This is a genomic window from Leifsonia sp. NPDC058292 (assembly GCF_042880955.1).
Taxonomy (GTDB): Bacteria; Actinomycetota; Actinomycetes; order Actinomycetales; family Microbacteriaceae; genus Leifsonia.
The window spans coordinates 13892-30024 of sequence record NZ_JBHVYL010000003.1 but is presented as its reverse complement, the minus strand read 5'-3'; the positions used below and the strand labels follow the sequence as shown (position 1 = coordinate 30024).

At 67.8% G+C, this 16133-nt stretch carries 16 protein-coding genes; 7 read left to right on the top strand and 9 right to left on the bottom strand.

The features are described 5' to 3' along the window. The first annotated feature begins 89 nt into the window (after positions 1-89). On the top strand, positions 90-965 hold the full coding sequence (locus ACFVWR_RS03525) for a glycosyltransferase family 2 protein (RefSeq protein WP_387208034.1): 876 nt from the start codon (positions 90-92) through the stop codon (positions 963-965). A gap of 38 nt (positions 966-1003) precedes the next feature. On the opposite strand, the gene rfbA is transcribed toward ACFVWR_RS03525, so the two are convergent. Genes rfbA through ACFVWR_RS03510 form a run of 3 tightly spaced genes read right to left on the bottom strand, consistent with a single transcriptional unit; the run spans position 1004 to position 4437 of the window. Then, complete coding sequence (rfbA, locus tag ACFVWR_RS03520; protein WP_387208032.1) at positions 1004-1867, bottom strand: glucose-1-phosphate thymidylyltransferase RfbA; 864 nt, start codon at positions 1865-1867, stop codon at positions 1004-1006. 5 nt (positions 1868-1872) lie between these two features. After that, positions 1873-2484 carry a dTDP-4-dehydrorhamnose 3,5-epimerase family protein gene (locus tag ACFVWR_RS03515; RefSeq protein ID WP_387208030.1) on the bottom strand — a complete coding sequence of 204 codons (612 nt, stop codon included), beginning with the start codon at positions 2482-2484 and terminating at the stop codon, positions 1873-1875. A gap of 9 nt (positions 2485-2493) precedes the next feature. Then, complete coding sequence (locus ACFVWR_RS03510; protein ID WP_387208028.1) at positions 2494-4437, bottom strand: cell wall-binding repeat-containing protein; 1944 nt, start codon at positions 4435-4437, stop codon at positions 2494-2496. Between the two features lie 127 nt (positions 4438-4564). Here ACFVWR_RS03510 and rfbB point away from each other — a divergent pair, with 127 nt between their 5' ends. The 3 genes from rfbB to ACFVWR_RS03495 are packed head-to-tail and all read left to right on the top strand — an operon-like array spanning position 4565 to position 7561. Then, complete coding sequence (gene rfbB / locus ACFVWR_RS03505; RefSeq protein ID WP_387208026.1) at positions 4565-5554, top strand: dTDP-glucose 4,6-dehydratase; 990 nt, start codon at positions 4565-4567, stop codon at positions 5552-5554. A gap of 8 nt (positions 5555-5562) precedes the next feature. Then, positions 5563-6438 carry a dTDP-4-dehydrorhamnose reductase gene (gene rfbD / locus ACFVWR_RS03500; protein WP_387208024.1) on the top strand — a complete coding sequence of 292 codons (876 nt, stop codon included), beginning with the start codon at positions 5563-5565 and terminating at the stop codon, positions 6436-6438. Then, complete coding sequence (locus tag ACFVWR_RS03495) at positions 6413-7561, top strand: glycosyltransferase family 4 protein (RefSeq protein ID WP_387208022.1); 1149 nt, start codon at positions 6413-6415, stop codon at positions 7559-7561. Before rfbD ends, ACFVWR_RS03495 begins: the two co-directional genes overlap by 26 nt. A 19-nt stretch (positions 7562-7580) precedes the next feature. Here ACFVWR_RS03495 and ACFVWR_RS03490 read toward each other — a convergent pair whose 3' ends face one another. From ACFVWR_RS03490 to ACFVWR_RS03475, 4 genes are all read right to left on the bottom strand, one after another. Beyond that, on the bottom strand, positions 7581-8804 hold the full coding sequence (locus ACFVWR_RS03490) for an acyltransferase family protein (protein WP_387208020.1): 1224 nt from the start codon (positions 8802-8804) through the stop codon (positions 7581-7583). Between the two features lie 86 nt (positions 8805-8890). Next, complete coding sequence (locus ACFVWR_RS03485) at positions 8891-10252, bottom strand: LCP family protein (protein WP_387208018.1); 1362 nt, start codon at positions 10250-10252, stop codon at positions 8891-8893. After that, positions 10249-10755 (bottom strand): 5-(carboxyamino)imidazole ribonucleotide mutase, encoded by a 507-nt coding sequence (gene purE, locus ACFVWR_RS03480; RefSeq protein ID WP_387208016.1) that lies wholly within the window; start codon positions 10753-10755, stop codon positions 10249-10251. The genes ACFVWR_RS03485 and purE overlap by 4 nt, the downstream gene beginning before the upstream one ends. Positions 10756-10772: 17 nt before the next feature. Further along, complete coding sequence (locus ACFVWR_RS03475; RefSeq protein ID WP_387208014.1) at positions 10773-11912, bottom strand: 5-(carboxyamino)imidazole ribonucleotide synthase; 1140 nt, start codon at positions 11910-11912, stop codon at positions 10773-10775. 120 nt (positions 11913-12032) lie between these two features. Here ACFVWR_RS03475 and ACFVWR_RS03470 point away from each other — a divergent pair, with 120 nt between their 5' ends. After that, positions 12033-12539 carry a GtrA family protein gene (locus tag ACFVWR_RS03470; RefSeq protein WP_387208012.1) on the top strand — a complete coding sequence of 169 codons (507 nt, stop codon included), beginning with the start codon at positions 12033-12035 and terminating at the stop codon, positions 12537-12539. On the opposite strand, the gene ACFVWR_RS03465 is transcribed toward ACFVWR_RS03470, so the two are convergent. After that, entirely contained in the window at positions 12501-13049 is a 549-nt protein-coding gene (locus tag ACFVWR_RS03465) for a PH domain-containing protein (RefSeq protein ID WP_387208010.1), read from the bottom strand. The genes ACFVWR_RS03470 and ACFVWR_RS03465 overlap by 39 nt on opposite strands. A gap of 6 nt (positions 13050-13055) precedes the next feature. Further along, a complete protein-coding gene (locus tag ACFVWR_RS03460; RefSeq protein ID WP_387208008.1) occupies positions 13056-13817 on the bottom strand; it encodes a biotin--[acetyl-CoA-carboxylase] ligase in 762 nt (253 codons plus the stop codon). 77 nt (positions 13818-13894) lie between these two features. Here ACFVWR_RS03460 and ACFVWR_RS03455 point away from each other — a divergent pair, with 77 nt between their 5' ends. Both ACFVWR_RS03455 and ACFVWR_RS03450 read left to right on the top strand, forming a co-directional pair. After that, positions 13895-15508, top strand: coding sequence for an acyl-CoA carboxylase subunit beta (locus ACFVWR_RS03455; protein ID WP_387208006.1), 1614 nt, complete (start codon positions 13895-13897; stop codon positions 15506-15508). Beyond that, on the top strand, positions 15505-15729 hold the full coding sequence (locus tag ACFVWR_RS03450; RefSeq protein WP_387208004.1) for an acyl-CoA carboxylase epsilon subunit: 225 nt from the start codon (positions 15505-15507) through the stop codon (positions 15727-15729). Before ACFVWR_RS03455 ends, ACFVWR_RS03450 begins: the two co-directional genes overlap by 4 nt. Positions 15730-16133: the final 404 nt, after the last annotated feature.

Sequence of the window (16133 nt, the reverse complement as noted above, 5' to 3'; positions counted from 1 at the left end):
CTCCGGATGGGCGACTTCCGGATGCGGGCGGCCCTCAGGCGGCCGCCCGCATCCGGCGTCCCCATCCGGGCACCTTATGCTTGTGTTCGATGTCTCCCTCCTCTCTCGAGTCGGTCGCGGTCGCCACGGTCGCATACAACTCGAGCTCGCACCTCGGCCCTTTCCTCTCTTCGCTGCGCGCGGGAGAGGATGCGAGCCTGACGGTGATCGTCGCCGACAACGGCTCGCGCGACATCGAGCAGACGCGGCAGTTCGCCCAGGAGCACGACGCGCAGCTCCTCGAGCTGGGTGAGAACCTCGGCTACGGCGGTGCGGTCAACGCGGCCGTGCGCGCGATGCCGGAGCGCATCCGCTACGTGCTGGTCTCGAACCCCGACGTCATGATCGAGCCGGGCGCCGTGACCGAACTCGTTCGCGCGTTCGAACGGTTGCCCGAGGCGGGCGCCGTCGGCCCGCGGGTGCTCAACGAAGACGGAACGGTGTATCCCTCCGCCCGCAAGCTCCCGTCGCTGCGCACCGGCGTCGGCCACGCGGTGTTCAGCGGCATCTGGCCGTCGAACCCCTGGACGCGCTCCTACCGCGAAGACCAGGAGGGGTCGGGGCGCGAGCGCGTCGTCGGCTGGCTCTCCGGTTCGTTCGTGATGGTCTCCCGCGAGGCGTTCGACGCCCTCGGTGGCTTCGACGAAGGCTTCTTCATGTACTTCGAGGACGTGGACCTCGGCTACCGGCTCGGCAAGCACGGTTACAAGTCGGTGTACGTGCCGAGCGCCGAGGTCATCCACACCGGCGCCCACTCCACGACCACCGAGTCGGCGCGCATGATCCAGGTGCACCATGACAGCGCATACCGCTACCTCAGCAAGAAGTACGCGGGGCCGGTGCTGGCGCCGCTGCGCTGGACGCTGCGGGCGGGGCTGGCCGTGCGCTCCCGCTATCTGATCGCCAAAGCCCAGCGCTCGCGCTGAGCCTCGAGGCCGGCCGTCGTGCCGGCCGAGCCGTCGGGCTACCCGTCGAGCAGCGCCGCCATGTAGGTGCCGTACCCGCTCTTGACGAGCGGCTTGGCCAGCTTCGCGAGCTGAGCGTCGTCGATCCAGCCGGCGCGCCAGGCGATCTCCTCGATGCAGCCGACCTTGAAGCCCTGCCTATCTTCGATCACGCGCACGTACTCGGACGCCTGCATCATCGACTCGAATGTGCCGGTGTCGAGCCAGGCCGTTCCGCGGTCGAGCACCTGCACCTGCAGACGACCAGCGTCGAGGTAGCGCTCGTTCACCGTCGAGATCTCGAGTTCGCCGCGAGCGCTCGGCTCGATGGTCTTCGCGATCTCGACGACGGAGTTGTCGTAGAAGTAGAGCCCGGGAACCGCGTAGTTGCTCTTCGGAACGGTGGGCTTCTCCTCGATCGAGACCGCCTTGAAGTCGTCGTCGAAGTCGACCACACCGTAGGCGGTCGGATTGCTCACGTGGTAAGCGAAGATCAGCGCGCCGTCGATGTCGTTGTGGTCGCGCAACGACGACCCGAGGCCGGCGCCGTGGAAGATGTTGTCGCCGAGCACCAGGGCCACCGACTCGTCGCCGATGAACTCCTCCCCGATGATGAACGCCTGGGCGAGGCCGTCGGGCGACGGCTGCGACGCGTATTCGAGCCGGATGCCGAGCTCCGACCCGTCGCCGAGAAGCGCCTGGAACTGCTCGTTGTACTCCGGCGTCGTGATGATGAGGATCTCGCGGATGCCCGCCATCATCAGCGTCGACAGGGGGTAGTAGATCATCGGCTTGTCGTAGATCGGCATCAGCTGCTTCGAGATGCCCTTGGTGATGGGCCAGAGCCGCGTGCCGGAGCCGCCGGCCAGGATGATTCCGCGCATGGGTGCTACTTTCCTCCGTTGTCGAGCGTCGCGTAGAACGCGCGTGCGGTCTCCCAGGTGGGCAGGAGCCCGGATGCGGCCGCCTCGGCCAGACCCGGAGCATCCGTGTCCTTCGGCGACAGCAGCAGGTCTCCCGCTTCGACGGGGAAGACGAGGGCGATGTCGGCGTCGAGCGGGTTGATCCCGTGCTCGGCCGTCGGGTTGTAGACGTCGGTCACGAGATAGCTGACAGTCGCGTTGTCCGTGAGCGCGACGAAGCAGTGGCCGAGGCCTTCCGCCACGTAGATGGCGCGGCGGTCGACGTCGTCGAGCAGCACGCTGTCCCACTGTCCGTAGGTCGGCGAGCCCACCCGGATGTCGATCACGAAGTCGAGCACCGCACCGAAAGGCGCCGTGACGTACTTGGCCTGGCTCGGCGGGATGTCGGCGAAGTGGATGCCGCGCACCGAGCCACGCTTCGACACGGAGGTGTTGCCCTGCCGCAGGTTGAGGCTGTGACCGACCGTCTCCTCGAGCCGGTCGAAGCGGTACCACTCCAAGAACACACCGCGGTCGTCCGCGTGCTGCTTGGGTGTGATCTCATACGCGTCGGGGATGGCGAGTTCACGGATTTGCATCAGCAAAGTCTATCGGCAGACGCTGAGCTTGCCGACATCCTGCCCGAGCACCAGCGGTCCGCCCAGCAGGGCGATCGACTGCGAGCGCAGCGCACCGACCGCCGCGTCGGCCGAGACACAAGCCGGACGGCTCACATAGAGCGGCGATTTGAGGTGACCGGCGGCGGCCGCCCCGGCGAGCGCATCCGGGAAGCCGAAGGCCGTGGCGAAGTAGGTCTTCGGCGGTGCCGTCGGAAAGGCGTCCTGGTTCACGGCGTTGCTCGTTCCGTAACGGTCGATGGCGCTGAGCCGGGAGACGGAGAAGTGCGCGGCGACGAGCCCCGACGCGATCCCTGCGGAGACCACACCCGTGCCGCCCACCAGCTTGATCGTGGTGATGTGCATGTCGGCGAGCGCTTGCAGGGTGGCTGCGTCGGGCGCGCTCTGCGTGCCGTTCACCAGCAGCACAGGCATGCCCTGGGCGCCGGCGGCCGCTCCGGCGGACAGGGCATCCGGATAGTCGAGGCCCGTCGCGATGTAGGCCGTGCTGGCGGTCGTACCGAACGAGGCGAGGGCCACCGCCCGCGCGGTGGCGTAGCGGTCGATGCCGCTCAGGCGAACCGCGCCCTTCGGCGCGAGCTTCGCGAGTTGCGCCAGCACGGCATCGCTCACGACTCCGGCGCCGCCTGCCACATAGATCGTCTTCGGCTTGACCCGCTTTAGCTCGGCCAGCGTCGGGGCCGGGATACCGTTCTGCTGCACCAGAAGCAACGGACCCTGCCGCCCCTCCGTGCCGCCACCCGGCGCGGCCGCCCCGCCACCGCCCGCAGCGGGCGCCGCGGCCAGCGCATCCGCGAAGCCGAGGCCGTTCGCGATGTATGCGGCCGCCACTCCGGTGCCCGGGCTCGGGTACGCCGACTGAGAGGCTGCAACCGCCGTCGAGTACCGGTCGACGCCGGCCTCCCGGCTCACGGCGGGAACCGTACCGGCGTTGGGGTTGCCGAACCACTGCGTGTACGACCCCCAGAAGTTGCGGTTGCCGTACTCCGAGCACTTGTCGCCCGTGCCGAAGAAGTTGTCGAGTGCCGCCTGGTTCGGGGTGTACGGAGTGTAATAGTAGAGCGCGGCCGTCGCCTTGTTCCAGATCGCGATCGGCGCGGTGCCGCAGTTCAGCGAAGGGGTGGACGAGTACGCGATGTTGCTCACCCGGCCGACCGGATACCAGGTGAAGTAGTCGTCCGTTCCGGTCGGGTTGCCATAGCGCTTGAACTGCCAGGCGGCGCCGTACACCTGGGCGAAGAAGCCTGCGGTGTCGGGATCGCAGCCGACGTCGGGATCGTCGGGGCAGGCATAGCCGGTCGCGAACTGGTATTGCGTCGCCGACGGCCAGTCGTCGGTGACGAGGCCCTGCTCCTTCTGCAGCAGCGCGATGAGCACGCCCTGGTTGATGCCGCACGAGGCGCCGACCTTGGCGATGATCTGGGCGGCGGTCTCGGAGCCGAGCGCCGCATAGCCGTCGCACATCTCGTCGGACGGGCGAGCGGCGGATGCCGTGGTGTAACTCTTCAGACAGGGCTGCACGTTGGGCTTGTGCTCCGGGTTGCACGTGCCCACCTGCGTGTTCAAGAAAGACTGCACGTCCGTCGCCGTCATCGCCGAACCGTTGAAGAAGACCGCGTCGCTCATCAGGTTGCCGGCAGCGAAGAGGCTTTTGTCGACAGAGCCGGTCGCGGTGACCGACTGCGCCTGCGCGGTGAGCTTCGGCGTCGCCTCCGACTTGTCGACATGCTCGAGTCCGTCGCGCTGCGCCGCTGCCGTTCGCGCCGCGTAGTACTCCTGCGCCCGCTGCGCGGTCTGATCCGACGTGTCGGCCAGCGCCACCTGCGGCGTCAGCAGTCCCGCGACGACCAGGCCGGTGACGATCAGTCCGATGAAATTCTTGCGCGCTCCGGTGCGCTCCCCCGTGTTCCCCATCCTGCCAACCAATCACAGCTCGTTGCAGGAATGCAAGCATTCGGAGGAGGACTGCGAACCCTCTCAGGAGGCCACCCGGTAGAATCTCCCCGGCAACCAGAAACCCACGAGGCAGGTCTACCTTTCTATGAAAATTCTCGTCACCGGCGGAGCCGGTTTCATCGGCTCGAACTTCGTCCGGCGCACGCTGGAAGACGCATACCCCGGGCTCGAGGGCGCTGAGGTCGTCGTGCTCGACGCGCTGACGTACTCGGGCAACCTCGAGAATCTGGCGCCCGTCGCCGACTCGCCCCGCTACACGTTCATCAAGGGCGACATCCGCAACGGCGGCCTGCTCGACGAGCTGTTCCCGTCGGTGGACGCGGTCGTGCACTTCGCCGCAGAGTCCCACGTCGATCGCTCCGTGCGTGACGCCTCCATCTTCGTCGAGACGAACGTGCTGGGCACCCAGCAGCTGCTCGACGCGGCTCTGCGCAACAACCTCCAGCGTTTCGTACACGTCTCCACCGACGAGGTCTACGGGTCGATCGCGGAAGGATCGTGGGCAGAAGACCGCCCGCTCGAGCCCAACTCGCCGTACTCGGCGTCGAAGGCCGGCAGCGATCTGCTGGCGCGCAGCTACTTCCGCACGCACGGCCTGAACCTGTCGATCACGCGCTGCTCGAACAACTACGGCCCGTACCACTTCCCTGAGAAGGTCATCCCGCTGTTCGTCACGAACCTCATCGACGACAAGCACGTTCCGCTGTACGGCGAGGGCAACAACATCCGCGACTGGCTGCACGTCGACGACCACACCCGCGGCATCGCGATGGTGCTGGTGAACGGGCGCGCCGGCGAGATCTACAACATCGGCGGCGGCACCGAGCTCACGAACAAGGAGCTCACGCAGCTGCTGCTCGACGCCACGGGCAAAGACTGGTCGTACGTCGATCGCGTCGCCGATCGGCTCGGCCACGACCTGCGCTACTCGGTCGACATCTCCAAGATCGAGTCGGAGCTCGGCTATCAGCCGCTCGTTCCGTTCGAGCAGGGCCTGGCCGACGTCGTGCAGTGGTACCGCGACAACCGCTCGTGGTGGGAGCCGCTGAAGGCGCGCGCCGCCCTGGACAACTGAGCCGCACGATGACGCGCTACCTGATCACCGGAGCCGCCGGCATGCTCGGCCAGGACCTGCAGCGGGCGCTGCACGGTCGCGAGGTCACAGCCCTGCGCCGCGCCGACCTCGACGTGACGGACAGGGATGCGGTGCTCGCCGCCGTGGCCGGCCATGACGTGGTCATCAACGCGTCCGCGTACACGAAGGTGGACGACTCGGAGACCCACGAGGACGAGGCGTACGCGGTGAACGCGACGGGGACGCAGAACCTCGCCGTCGCGGCGCAGCAGCACGGGGCGAAGCTGGTCACGATTTCGACGGACTACGTGTTCGACGGCGTGGGAACGGAGCCGTACCCCGAGAACGCGCCCCGCGACCCGATCAACGCCTACGGCCGCACGAAGGCCGCCGGCGAGGAGCTGGCGCTCGAAGCGCATCCCGACGGAACGTACATCGTGCGCACCGCGTGGCTCTACGGAGCCGACGGCCCGAACTTCGCCAAGACGATGGTGAAGCTCGCCGGCAGCCATGAGACCGTGAGCGTGGTCGACGACCAGCGCGGGCAGCCGACCTGGACGGGAGATCTCGCGGGGCGCATCGTCGCCATGCTCGACGCCGACGCGCCCGCCGGCGTGTATCACGGCACGAATTCGGGCGAAGCCACCTGGTACGAGTTCGCCAAGGCGGTCTTCAGCGAGGCCGGTTTGAACCCTGATAGGGTCACACCGACCGACAGCACGAAGTTCGTGCGGCCCGCGCCTCGTCCGTCGTACTCGGTTCTCGGTCACTCTGCCTGGCAGGCCGCCGGGCTCCCGCCGATGCGGGACTGGAAGCAAGCACTGGCCGACGCGGCCCGTCACGGAGTGTTGGAGCAGCATGACAACCCTGAGAGTCGTCGTTGACGACGTCATCGGCGATGTCGCCGGGGGTGCGCGCCGGTACGCGGAAGAGCTGACGCGTCAGATCATCGCGACGGCCCCGCCGGGCTGCGACGTCGAAGGCATCGTGTCGAACGTCTCCCCCGAGACCCTCGACGACCTGACCGCTCGCCTGCCCGGTATCGCAGGATTCGACAGGCTTCCCCTGGCCAGACGCGAACTCACTGTCGCCTGGCAGTCGGGCCTCGCCCTCCCCGGCGCCCGCGGGATGGTCCACGCGCCGGGCCTCCTGGCTCCCCTGCGCAAGCACTCGCGCGGCGAGGGCGGGGAGCAGGTGACCGTCACCATCCACGACGCCCTGGCGTGGACCCATCCGGATTCGCTGCCGACGACCAGCGTGCTGTGGCAGAAGGCCATGGCGAAGCGCGCACGGAAATTCGCGGATGCGGTGGTCGTGCCCACCCACGCCGTCGCCGACCAGCTGGCCGAGCACATCGACTTCGGCGACCGCATCCGGGTGATCGGCGGCGCGTCGGCGACGACGCTGCGGCTGCCGGCCGACGCCGACGGGCGCGCCGAACGGCTGGGGCTTCCCCCGGCGTATGCCTTCACCCTCGGCTCGATCATGCCGCGCAAGGGTGTCGCCCCGCTCATTCGGGCCATGGCGCGACCCGAGGTGCACGACCTGCCCCTCCTCATTGCGGGGCCGGACCGCTTCGGCGACGGCTCGGCCACCGGAGTGGCCGCGGCCGCGGGCCTTCCCGAAGACAGGGTCCGCCCGCTCGGACAGCTCGACGATGCCGATCTCGCGGTCGCTCTCGATCGCGCCACCGTGTTCGTCTTCCCAAGCCTTGCGGAGGGCTTCGGTCTTCCGATCGTCGAAGCCTTCAAGTTCGGCACCCCGGTCATCCACTCGGACGACCCCGCCCTGGTCGAGGTCGCGGCCGGCGCGAGCCTGCTCGTGGAGCGACCGTCGAGCCCCGCCGAAGACGACCTCTACTCAGAGAGGCTCGCCGCCGCCATCGGCCGCGTGCTCGACGACGACGAGCTGCGTGCGCGACTCGGCATCCTCTCCACCGACAGGGCCCGCGCGTTCAGCTGGCGCGACTCCGCCGAGCGCGTCTGGCAGTTGCACGCCGACCTCTGAGCCGACGCACGCACCCGCGTCAGCGGCGACCCTGCGCGGCGACGGCCGCCGTGTCGGCCGCGGTCTCGGCGCGCTCGGACTCCTGCTCCCGGCCGAACGAGGCGCGGTAGCGATCGGAGGCCCAGGCGCCGATGGCGCGCGACCACCCGTGGCTGCGCTTCTCCACCAGCCAGGTGAACCCGATCGAAACGAGGATGGCGGCCGGCACGGCGAACAGCAACGGCATCCACCACACCTGACCGGCGAAGAGGTAGGTGAAGAAGATGATGATCGGCACGTGCACCAGGTAGAGGCTGAACGAGATCGTGCCGGCGAACTGGAGCGGCTTCGACTCGAAGAGCGCGCGGAACGGCGCCCATCCGATGGCCGCCACGACGATCGCGGCTGCGCCGAACGGCGCCAGGCCCTTCAGCGCGAACCCCAGCTCTTTGGCGTCCGCGATGCCGGGGCCGAACAGCCACGGCGCGATCATCAGCGTCGCACCGCCGAAGGCCATCACGAACCAGAACGGGTGGCGCCACCGGCGGGCGTTGACCCGGTCGGCGAAGTTGCGCACGGCTTCGAGCCGCACGGCGAGCACCGCGCCCACGAAGAAGGCGGGCAGGTAGCTGAGCGCACCCGAGTCGGTGCGCACGCCGAGCCAGGTGAGGGCGACCGCCGCCGCGAGACCGCCGAGCCACCACTTGCGCACGGCCAGCGCCGCGATCACGAAGACCGGCAGCGCGAGTGAGAAGATCAGCTCCCAGCGAAGAGACCACAGGGGGTTGTTGATCTGGCCGTCGCCACCCAGCAGATCCCAGGCCTTGACGATGTACTCCCAGCTGAAGTTGGGGGTCGACGAGTCACTCAGCCACGTTCCGTCGGCCTGAGTGCTCTTCTGCGGGATGGCCATGACGAACACGGCGGCCAGCAGCACAGAGGCGATCACGGGGACCATGAGGCGCACCGCACGGCGCGGGAAGTAGGCGACCCAGTCGAATCCACGCTTCCGCACGACCGGCAGGGTCACGACGAGACCGCTCAGCACGAAGAAGACGATCACCGACTCCCAGCCGGCCGACGCCAGCTTCAGCGGAGTGTAGCTGATCCACCACATCGGGCTGCCCTGGGGCACGCTCACGGCCCCGGGTGTTCCCGGGAACGCGGCGTTCGTGTACAGCGAGTGGTGGGCGAGAACGATTAGCGCGGCAAGCCCTCGCACTCCGTCGAGGGCGGCCAGCCGCCCACTCGTTTTCGCATTCATATTCACACCAGTACTCGACATAGGGGTAAGACGGTACCCCTTGCGCATCCACGAAACCTGTGACCCGTTCAGGGGTCACCTGTGTGCTATTTCGAAGAAGTGGGCGTCGGCGTGGCCGGAGCGAGGGCCTCTTGAACCAGCTGGTGGATCTGCGAGTAGTCCGGATTCGCGGGGTCGATCGTGGGCGGAACGAGCTCCAGCTGCTTCACCGGGAGTTTGCGGGTCTTCATCCCCAGGTCGACGAAATAGCCGAGCATCGACTGCGGGATGTCGGTCTTGACCACCTGTGTTCCGGCGTCGGCGATGCCCTGGAACTTGCTGACGACATTCACCGGATTGACCTGCTTGAGGATCGCATCCTGCAACTGCCGCTGCCTCGCCATGCGGTCGTAGTCGCTCGTACCGTGCCGGGAGCGCGCGTACCACTGGGCGTAGTAGCCGTTGAGGTGCTGTTTGCCGGGTTCGATCCAGTCGATGACGCCGTTGAGGTTCTCGTCTCCGCCGATCGGCAGCTTCTCCGATACCGTGACGTCGACTCCGCCGAGCGAGTCGATCAGATCGGCGAAGCCCTGCATGTCGATGAGCACGTAGTACTGGATCTTGAGCCCGGTCGCCCCTTCCAGCGCATCCCGCATCGACTCGATGCCCGGGTCGCTGTGCTGCTTCTCGGCCTGGGGATACAGTTCCGGCTTGTAGAGGGAGACCTCGGTGTAGATCGAGTTCAGCTGACACACGTCGACATCGCAGCGGTCTTCGTAGCCGTAGCCGTCGGGGTACAGGGAGTGCAGGGGCGAGTCCGTCGGAAATGGCACCGGGTTGAGGTCGCGGGGCAGGCCGATCGTCACCGCCTGGCCGGTCTCGGCGTCGATGCTGACGACCGACATGCTGTCTGGTCGCAGCCCCTCCCGGTCGGGCCCCGCGTCGCCGCCCAGCAGCATGATGTTGTAGTGGCCGTCGACAGGAGGCTGCGAGGGGCCGGAGGAGAAGATGTCGCCGAGGGCGCCGCGCGCCGAACCCGCCACGACGGAGGCGTACCCGGCCGTGCAGGTCAGGCCGATCAGCACCACGACGGAGAAGGCTGCGATCCAGGCCCGGGCGTTCGGCGCCGCCTTGACCAGCCGCACCAGGCGCAGCGTGTCGAGCGTCAGCACCACCCAGAGGGCGGCGTAGGCGACCAGCAGGATCTGCACCACCAACAGGCTGAACGTCTGCGTGAAGAGCGTGTAAACGGTGCTCGGCCAGATCAGGTAGGTCAGGAGCGTGAGGATGGCGAGCAGCCAGAGCACAAGCGTGGCGACGATGCCGACCCGGCCCAGCTTGCGGTTGCCCGCGAGCACCTGGGCGGAGCCGGGCAGCAGGATGTTCATGACGACCAGCCACCAGCCGCGCTTCGTCATCGTCGGCGCGGATGCGGTGTCCGGAAAGCGGAGAGGGCTCGCGACTGTCATAGGCGGTCTTTGAGCGCCCTGTTCTTCTGCTCGACCGTGCGCTCGAGGTCGGCGGCATAGTCGGCGAGCGCGGTCGCGAGCGACGCGTCCGCCGTGGACAGGATGCGCACCGCGAGCAGCCCCGCGTTCTTCGCTCCGCCGATCGACACGGTGGCCACCGGGATGCCGCCGGGCATCTGCACGATCGACAGCAGCGAGTCGAGCCCGTCGAGCCTGGCCAGCGGAACCGGAACGCCGATCACCGGCAGGGTCGTGACCGACGCGAGCATACCGGGCAGGTGCGCCGCACCACCGGCACCGGCGATGATGACACCGATCCCCCGGCCTGCAGCGCTCTGGCCGTAGGCGATCATCTTCTCCGGAGTTCGGTGCGCGGAGACCACCTCGACCTCGTGGTCGACACCGAACTCGGTCAGAACCTGCGACGCATCTTGCATCACCGACCAGTCGGAATCCGAGCCCATGACGACGGCGACTCGGGGGTTCGTGGACGTGACGGACATGCCGTCAATGCTAGGGCTCAGCCTTCGAAAAACGCGGCGGCACTCCGAGCGGAGAAGACCGCGTCGCCGAGATCGTCGCTGCAGACGGTCACATGGCCGACCTTGCGCCCTGGCCGCGGTTCTTTGCCGTAGCCGTGCACCTTGGCTGCCGGATGCGCGGCGAGCGCCGCCGGGTACCTGTCCTGCAGCGTGCCCTCCGCCGGGCCGCCGAGGATGTTGACCATCACCGACCAGTCGTTCCGCACCTCCGTCGAACCCAGGGGGAGGTCGAGCACCGCGCGCAGGTGCTGCTCGAACTGGCTCGTGACGGCTCCCTCGATCGACCAATGCCCGCTGTTGTGCGGGCGCATCGCGAGCTCGTTGATCAGAACCCTGCCGTCGGTCGTCTCGAACATCTCGACCGCGAGCACGCCGGTCACCCCGAGCTCGGTCGCGACCGTGCGCGCGATGTCGGCGGCGACGTCGGCTATCCGCCCTTCCGATTGCGGCGCGGGCGCGATCACCTCGGCGCAGACCCCGTCACGCTGAATGGTCTCGACCACGGGCCAGACGGCGGTCTCGCCCGATGGACGCCGGGCCACCAGCTGGGCCAGCTCGCGCCGGAACGAGACGAGCTCCTCGACGAGCAGCGCCCCGCCGCGGCCGTCTTCGGCGAGCGCGAGGAACCAGTCGTCGGCCCCCGCAGCGTCGGAGACCACGCGCACGCCCTTGCCGTCGTAGCCGCCGCGTGCGGTCTTGACCACGGCACGCCCGCCGTGGTCGGCGAGGAAGGCGCCGAGCTCATCCGCGGTCTCCACGGCCGCCCACGCGGGAACGGGAAGCCCGAGCTCGCTCAGCTTCGCGCGCATCTGCAGCTTGTCCTGCGCGTACAGCAGGGCGTCGGGCCCGGGATGCACGGGGATGCCGCGCGAGACGAGCTCACGCAGAATGGCGGGCGGCACGTGCTCGTGGTCGAACGTGACGACGTCGACCGTCTCGGCGAAGGCGAGCACCGTCTCCAGGTCGCGGTAGTCGCCGACGCCGGTCGCCGCGATCTCGGCGCTCATCCCGGGCGCCTCCTCGAGCACGCGGATGTCGACACCGAGCTCGATCGCCGGAGGGATCATCATCCTCGCCAGCTGGCCCCCGCCGATCACTCCGACAGTGTTCTTCGCCATCGACAGTCTCTCCTCGATATCCTTCAACGGTGCTGGGTCAACTCCCAGACTCTCCCTCGTGCGGGCGCGTATGCTCGCGTGCGCACTCTCTATCTTCCCGTATCCCACCCGGTTGGACGCATGACTACACACACCCCAGCAGCTCACAAGGCGCGGCTCCTGCCGCAGCTCGTGAAGTTCGGGGCGGTCGGCGCGGTGGGATTCGTGGTCAACCTCGCGGTGTTCAACGGTCTGATGCTGACCGTCTTCTCCGGCGTGCCCCACGCGACCATCTACTCGACGATCATCGCGACGGTGGTCGCGATCGGAACCAACTGGGTCGGAAACCGCTACTGGGCTTTCTCGTCGTCGCGTCAGAAGAAGGCCGCCCGCGAAGGGGTCGAATTCTTCGTCGTCAGCCTGGCCGGCATGGGCATCCCCCTGTTCTGCGTGTGGCTCTCCCACTACGTGTTCGGGTTCACCTCGCTGCTCGCCGACAACATCGCGAACAACGTGATCGGGCTGCTGCTCGGAACCCTCTTCCGCTTCGCGTTCTACCGCTGGTGGGTCTTCTCGCCGAAGCGCGCTCACCGTGCCCGGGCCGTCGCTCTAGCGGGAGCCCCAGACCGTGGTCTCATCGGAGACTGACTCCGACTGCTGACGGCGCACGGCGACGATCGTCTGCGAGTGCTCCATCAGATCGTTCAGGGCGCGCTGCACGTCGTCCGCCTTCGGCACGTCCTTCAAGACGACCGGTCGCTCCAGGCCCGAGTTGATGCGCACATCCCCCGACCGGAAAGCGCTCTGCAGCCAGTTGCGTTTGACGGAGACGTCGTAGCCGCGGCTGTGCAGTAGTTCCTGGCGCACCCGCACGAAGAACCCGTGGCGCAGCACGATGCGGCGGGAGGTGATCGTGTACCGCTTGCTCAGCCACGACGCGAGCGGCAGCAGGAAGAGCAGCAGAACGCTCGCAGCGGCGGCCGACCAGACCAGCACGCGCTCCCACACCTCGTCCACGCTTCCGGCGAAATAGCCGAGGGCGCCGCAGGTCGCGATCAGAAAGACGCTCGGCCAGAACAAAGCGCGAGCGTTCGGGCGCAGGCGCGCCACGACTCTCTCGGGAGGCTGGGCCGGCGCTCCCTCAGGCGTGTTGCTCATGCCCTATTAATACCGCAGGTGTGTGACGTCTCCGGCCGCGACAGCCGTGATCCCCACATCCGAGCGCACGATCAGCCGGCCGTCGTCGTCGATGCCGATCGCGGTGCCGAGCAGATCGTCGCCGTCGGGCAGCTCGACCCGCACCGACCGCCCGACCGTTTCGCAGCCTTCCACCACCGCGTCGTGGATCGTGCTGGCGACCGGGTCTCCCCCGGCGGTGATGAACTCACGATAGAGAGTGGTGAAGGCCGTGAGGTATGCCGCGAGCACCGCATCCGGGTCGATGTCGGCCGCGCCGGCCACGAGCAGCGACGTCGACGTCTCGGTCGGCAGCTCGTCGCGCGTGAGCGTGAGGTTCAGGCCGGCGCCGATCACGATGCCCGAGAGGTCGGGGAGCAGCTCGGCGAGCGTGCCGCTCACCTTCGCGCCGTCGATGTGCACGTCGTTCGGCCACTTGACGGCGACCCGTCCCGGCACGAACTGCGCCACCGCGCGGCTCATCGCCAGCCCGGCGAGCAGCGGGAACCAGCCGAAGCTCTGCGGCGGCAGGCCTATCGGCTTGATCAGGATCGAGATCGCGAGGGCCTTGCCGGGAGGCGACACCCACACGCGGCCGAGGCGTCCGCGTCCGCCCGTCTGATTGCCCGTGACCACCACCGAGAGGTCGGGCAGATCGGATGCCCGCCCCACCAGCACATCGTTCGTCGAGCCCGCCTCCTCGAGGTGTTCGAGCACGGGCACGATGGTTCGGCTGCGACGGAAGTCCATGTGCCACAGTCTGCCAGCGCGGACGCCCGTTTTTGTAGGGAATCATCAACGCCGCGCCCCAACAGGTGGCCGGTAGAGTGAAACGCGTGACCGACACAGAACCCCGCCAGTCCCCCGACCCGCACACCACCGCCGGAAAACTGGCCGACCTCAAAGAGAGGTTCCACGAGGCCGTCACAGCCAGCGGGCAGGCGGCGATCGAGAAGCAGCACGCGAAGGGCAAGCTCACCGCCCGCGAGCGCATCGACCTGCTGCTCGACAACGGGTCGTTCGTCGAGTTCGACGAGTTCGTGCGCCACCGCACCCACGCGTTCGGCATGGAGAACAAGCGCCCTTACGGTGACGCCGTCGTCACCGGCGTCGGCACCATCCACGGCCGCAACGTCGCCGTCTTCAGCCAGGACTTCACCATCTTCGGCGGCTCCCTCGGCGAGGTCGCCGGCGAGAAGATCATCAAGGTCATGGATCACGCGCTGAAGACCGGCGTGCCGATGATCGGCATCCTCGACTCCGGCGGCGCCCGCATCCAGGAGGGCGTGGTCGCGCTCGGCAAGTACGGCGAGATCTTCCGTCGCAACACGGCCGCATCCGGGGTCATCCCGCAGATCTCCATCGTCATGGGCCCGGCCGCAGGCGGCGCGGTGTACTCCCCGGCGCTCACCGACTTCGTCATCATGGTCGACAAGTCCAGCCACATGTTCGTGACCGGCCCCGACGTGATCAAGACCGTCACGGGCGAAGACGTGGGGTTCGAGGAGCTCGGCGGAGCGCTCACCCACAACAAGATCTCCGGCGTCTCCCACTACCTCGCGAGCGACGAAGAAGACGCGCTCGACTACGCGCGGGCCCTTCTCAGCTACCTGCCCCAGAACAACCTGGCCGAGCTGCCGGTGTTCGAGTCGGAGCCCGAGCTGGAGGTCACGGATGCGGACCGCAAGCTCAACACGCTCATCCCCGACTCCCCCAACCAGCCGTACGACGTCAAGACGATCATCGAAGGGATCGTGGACGACGGTGAGTTCCTCGAGATCCAGCCGCTGTTCGCGCCCAACATCGTCATCGGCTTCGCCAGGGTCGAAGGCAGGTCGGTCGGCATCGTCGCCAACCAGCCGAGCGCCATGGCGGGAACGCTGAACATCGACGCGGGAGAGAAGGCCTCCCGGTTCGTGCGCTTCTGCGACGCCTTCAGCATCCCCATCCTGACGCTGGTCGACGTTCCGGGTTACCTGCCGGGCACCGATCAGGAGTGGACGGGTGTCATCCGCCGTGGCGCCAAGCTCCTCTACGCGTACGCGGAGGCCACGGTGCCGCTCGTCACGATCATCACCCGCAAGGCATACGGCGGCGCATACATCGTGATGGGCTCCAAGCAGCTCGGCGCCGACATCAACCTGGCCTGGCCGACCGCCGAGATCGCCGTCATGGGCGGTCAGGGCGCGGTGAACATCCTCTACCGCGGCGAGATCAAGCGCGCGGAGGAGGCCGGTGAAGACGTGGCCGCCGTGCGCACGAAGCTCGCGAACGAGTACACCTACAACGTGGCCAGCCCGTTCCTCGCCGCCGAGCGCGGCGAGCTCGACGGCGTGATCGAACCCGCCGCGACGCGTGTCTCCGTCGTCAAGGCACTGCGGGCGCTCCGCACCAAGCGCGCGTCGATGCCGCCGAAGAAGCACGGGAACATCCCCCTGTGACGACTCTCGAGCCCGAGCAGATCCGGTTCGTCACCGCGAACGTGACTCCGGAGGAGGTCGCTGCGGTCACGGCGGTTCTCACGGCCGCGGCCGCCGAGCAGCAGGCGGCGGCGCGGGAGGACGACGTGGCCGGAGCTCAGGATGCCTGGGCCCGCAGTCAGCGGTCGCTGCGCACCCCGCTGCAGCCCGGCGAGGGCGCGTGGCGGTCGTTCTCGGTTTGAGCCGGCTTGGCGCCTGCGTGAGCTTCGGCCTTTCGCGCAAGAGTCTTGTGTACCCCGATTGGGGCACCCCCCATTTGTGGCACACCCGCGATCTCGCGGAGGATTCCGAAGACCGACGGAGAAATGTCCCCCATGTGTCCTCCAAAATGACGACTTTGCAATTTCTGTGAGTAGCGTCAATATAGTTATTGCTAGGTGTCTCTCCTCGTGAGTTACACCGCCAATCACTCGCCGACTAGGGTAAGCGGGCGAGTGTTTTGGGGGCGAGTCAGGGCGATATTCGGGTTGTCGCCCTGACTCGGGGTTTAGATGAAGGGCCGGCCATTCGGGTGCCGGCCCTTTCTCTTTGCCCCGACAGAGTCATCGAGGGGTCCCAACACGCCGTTACATGCACCCATGTAACG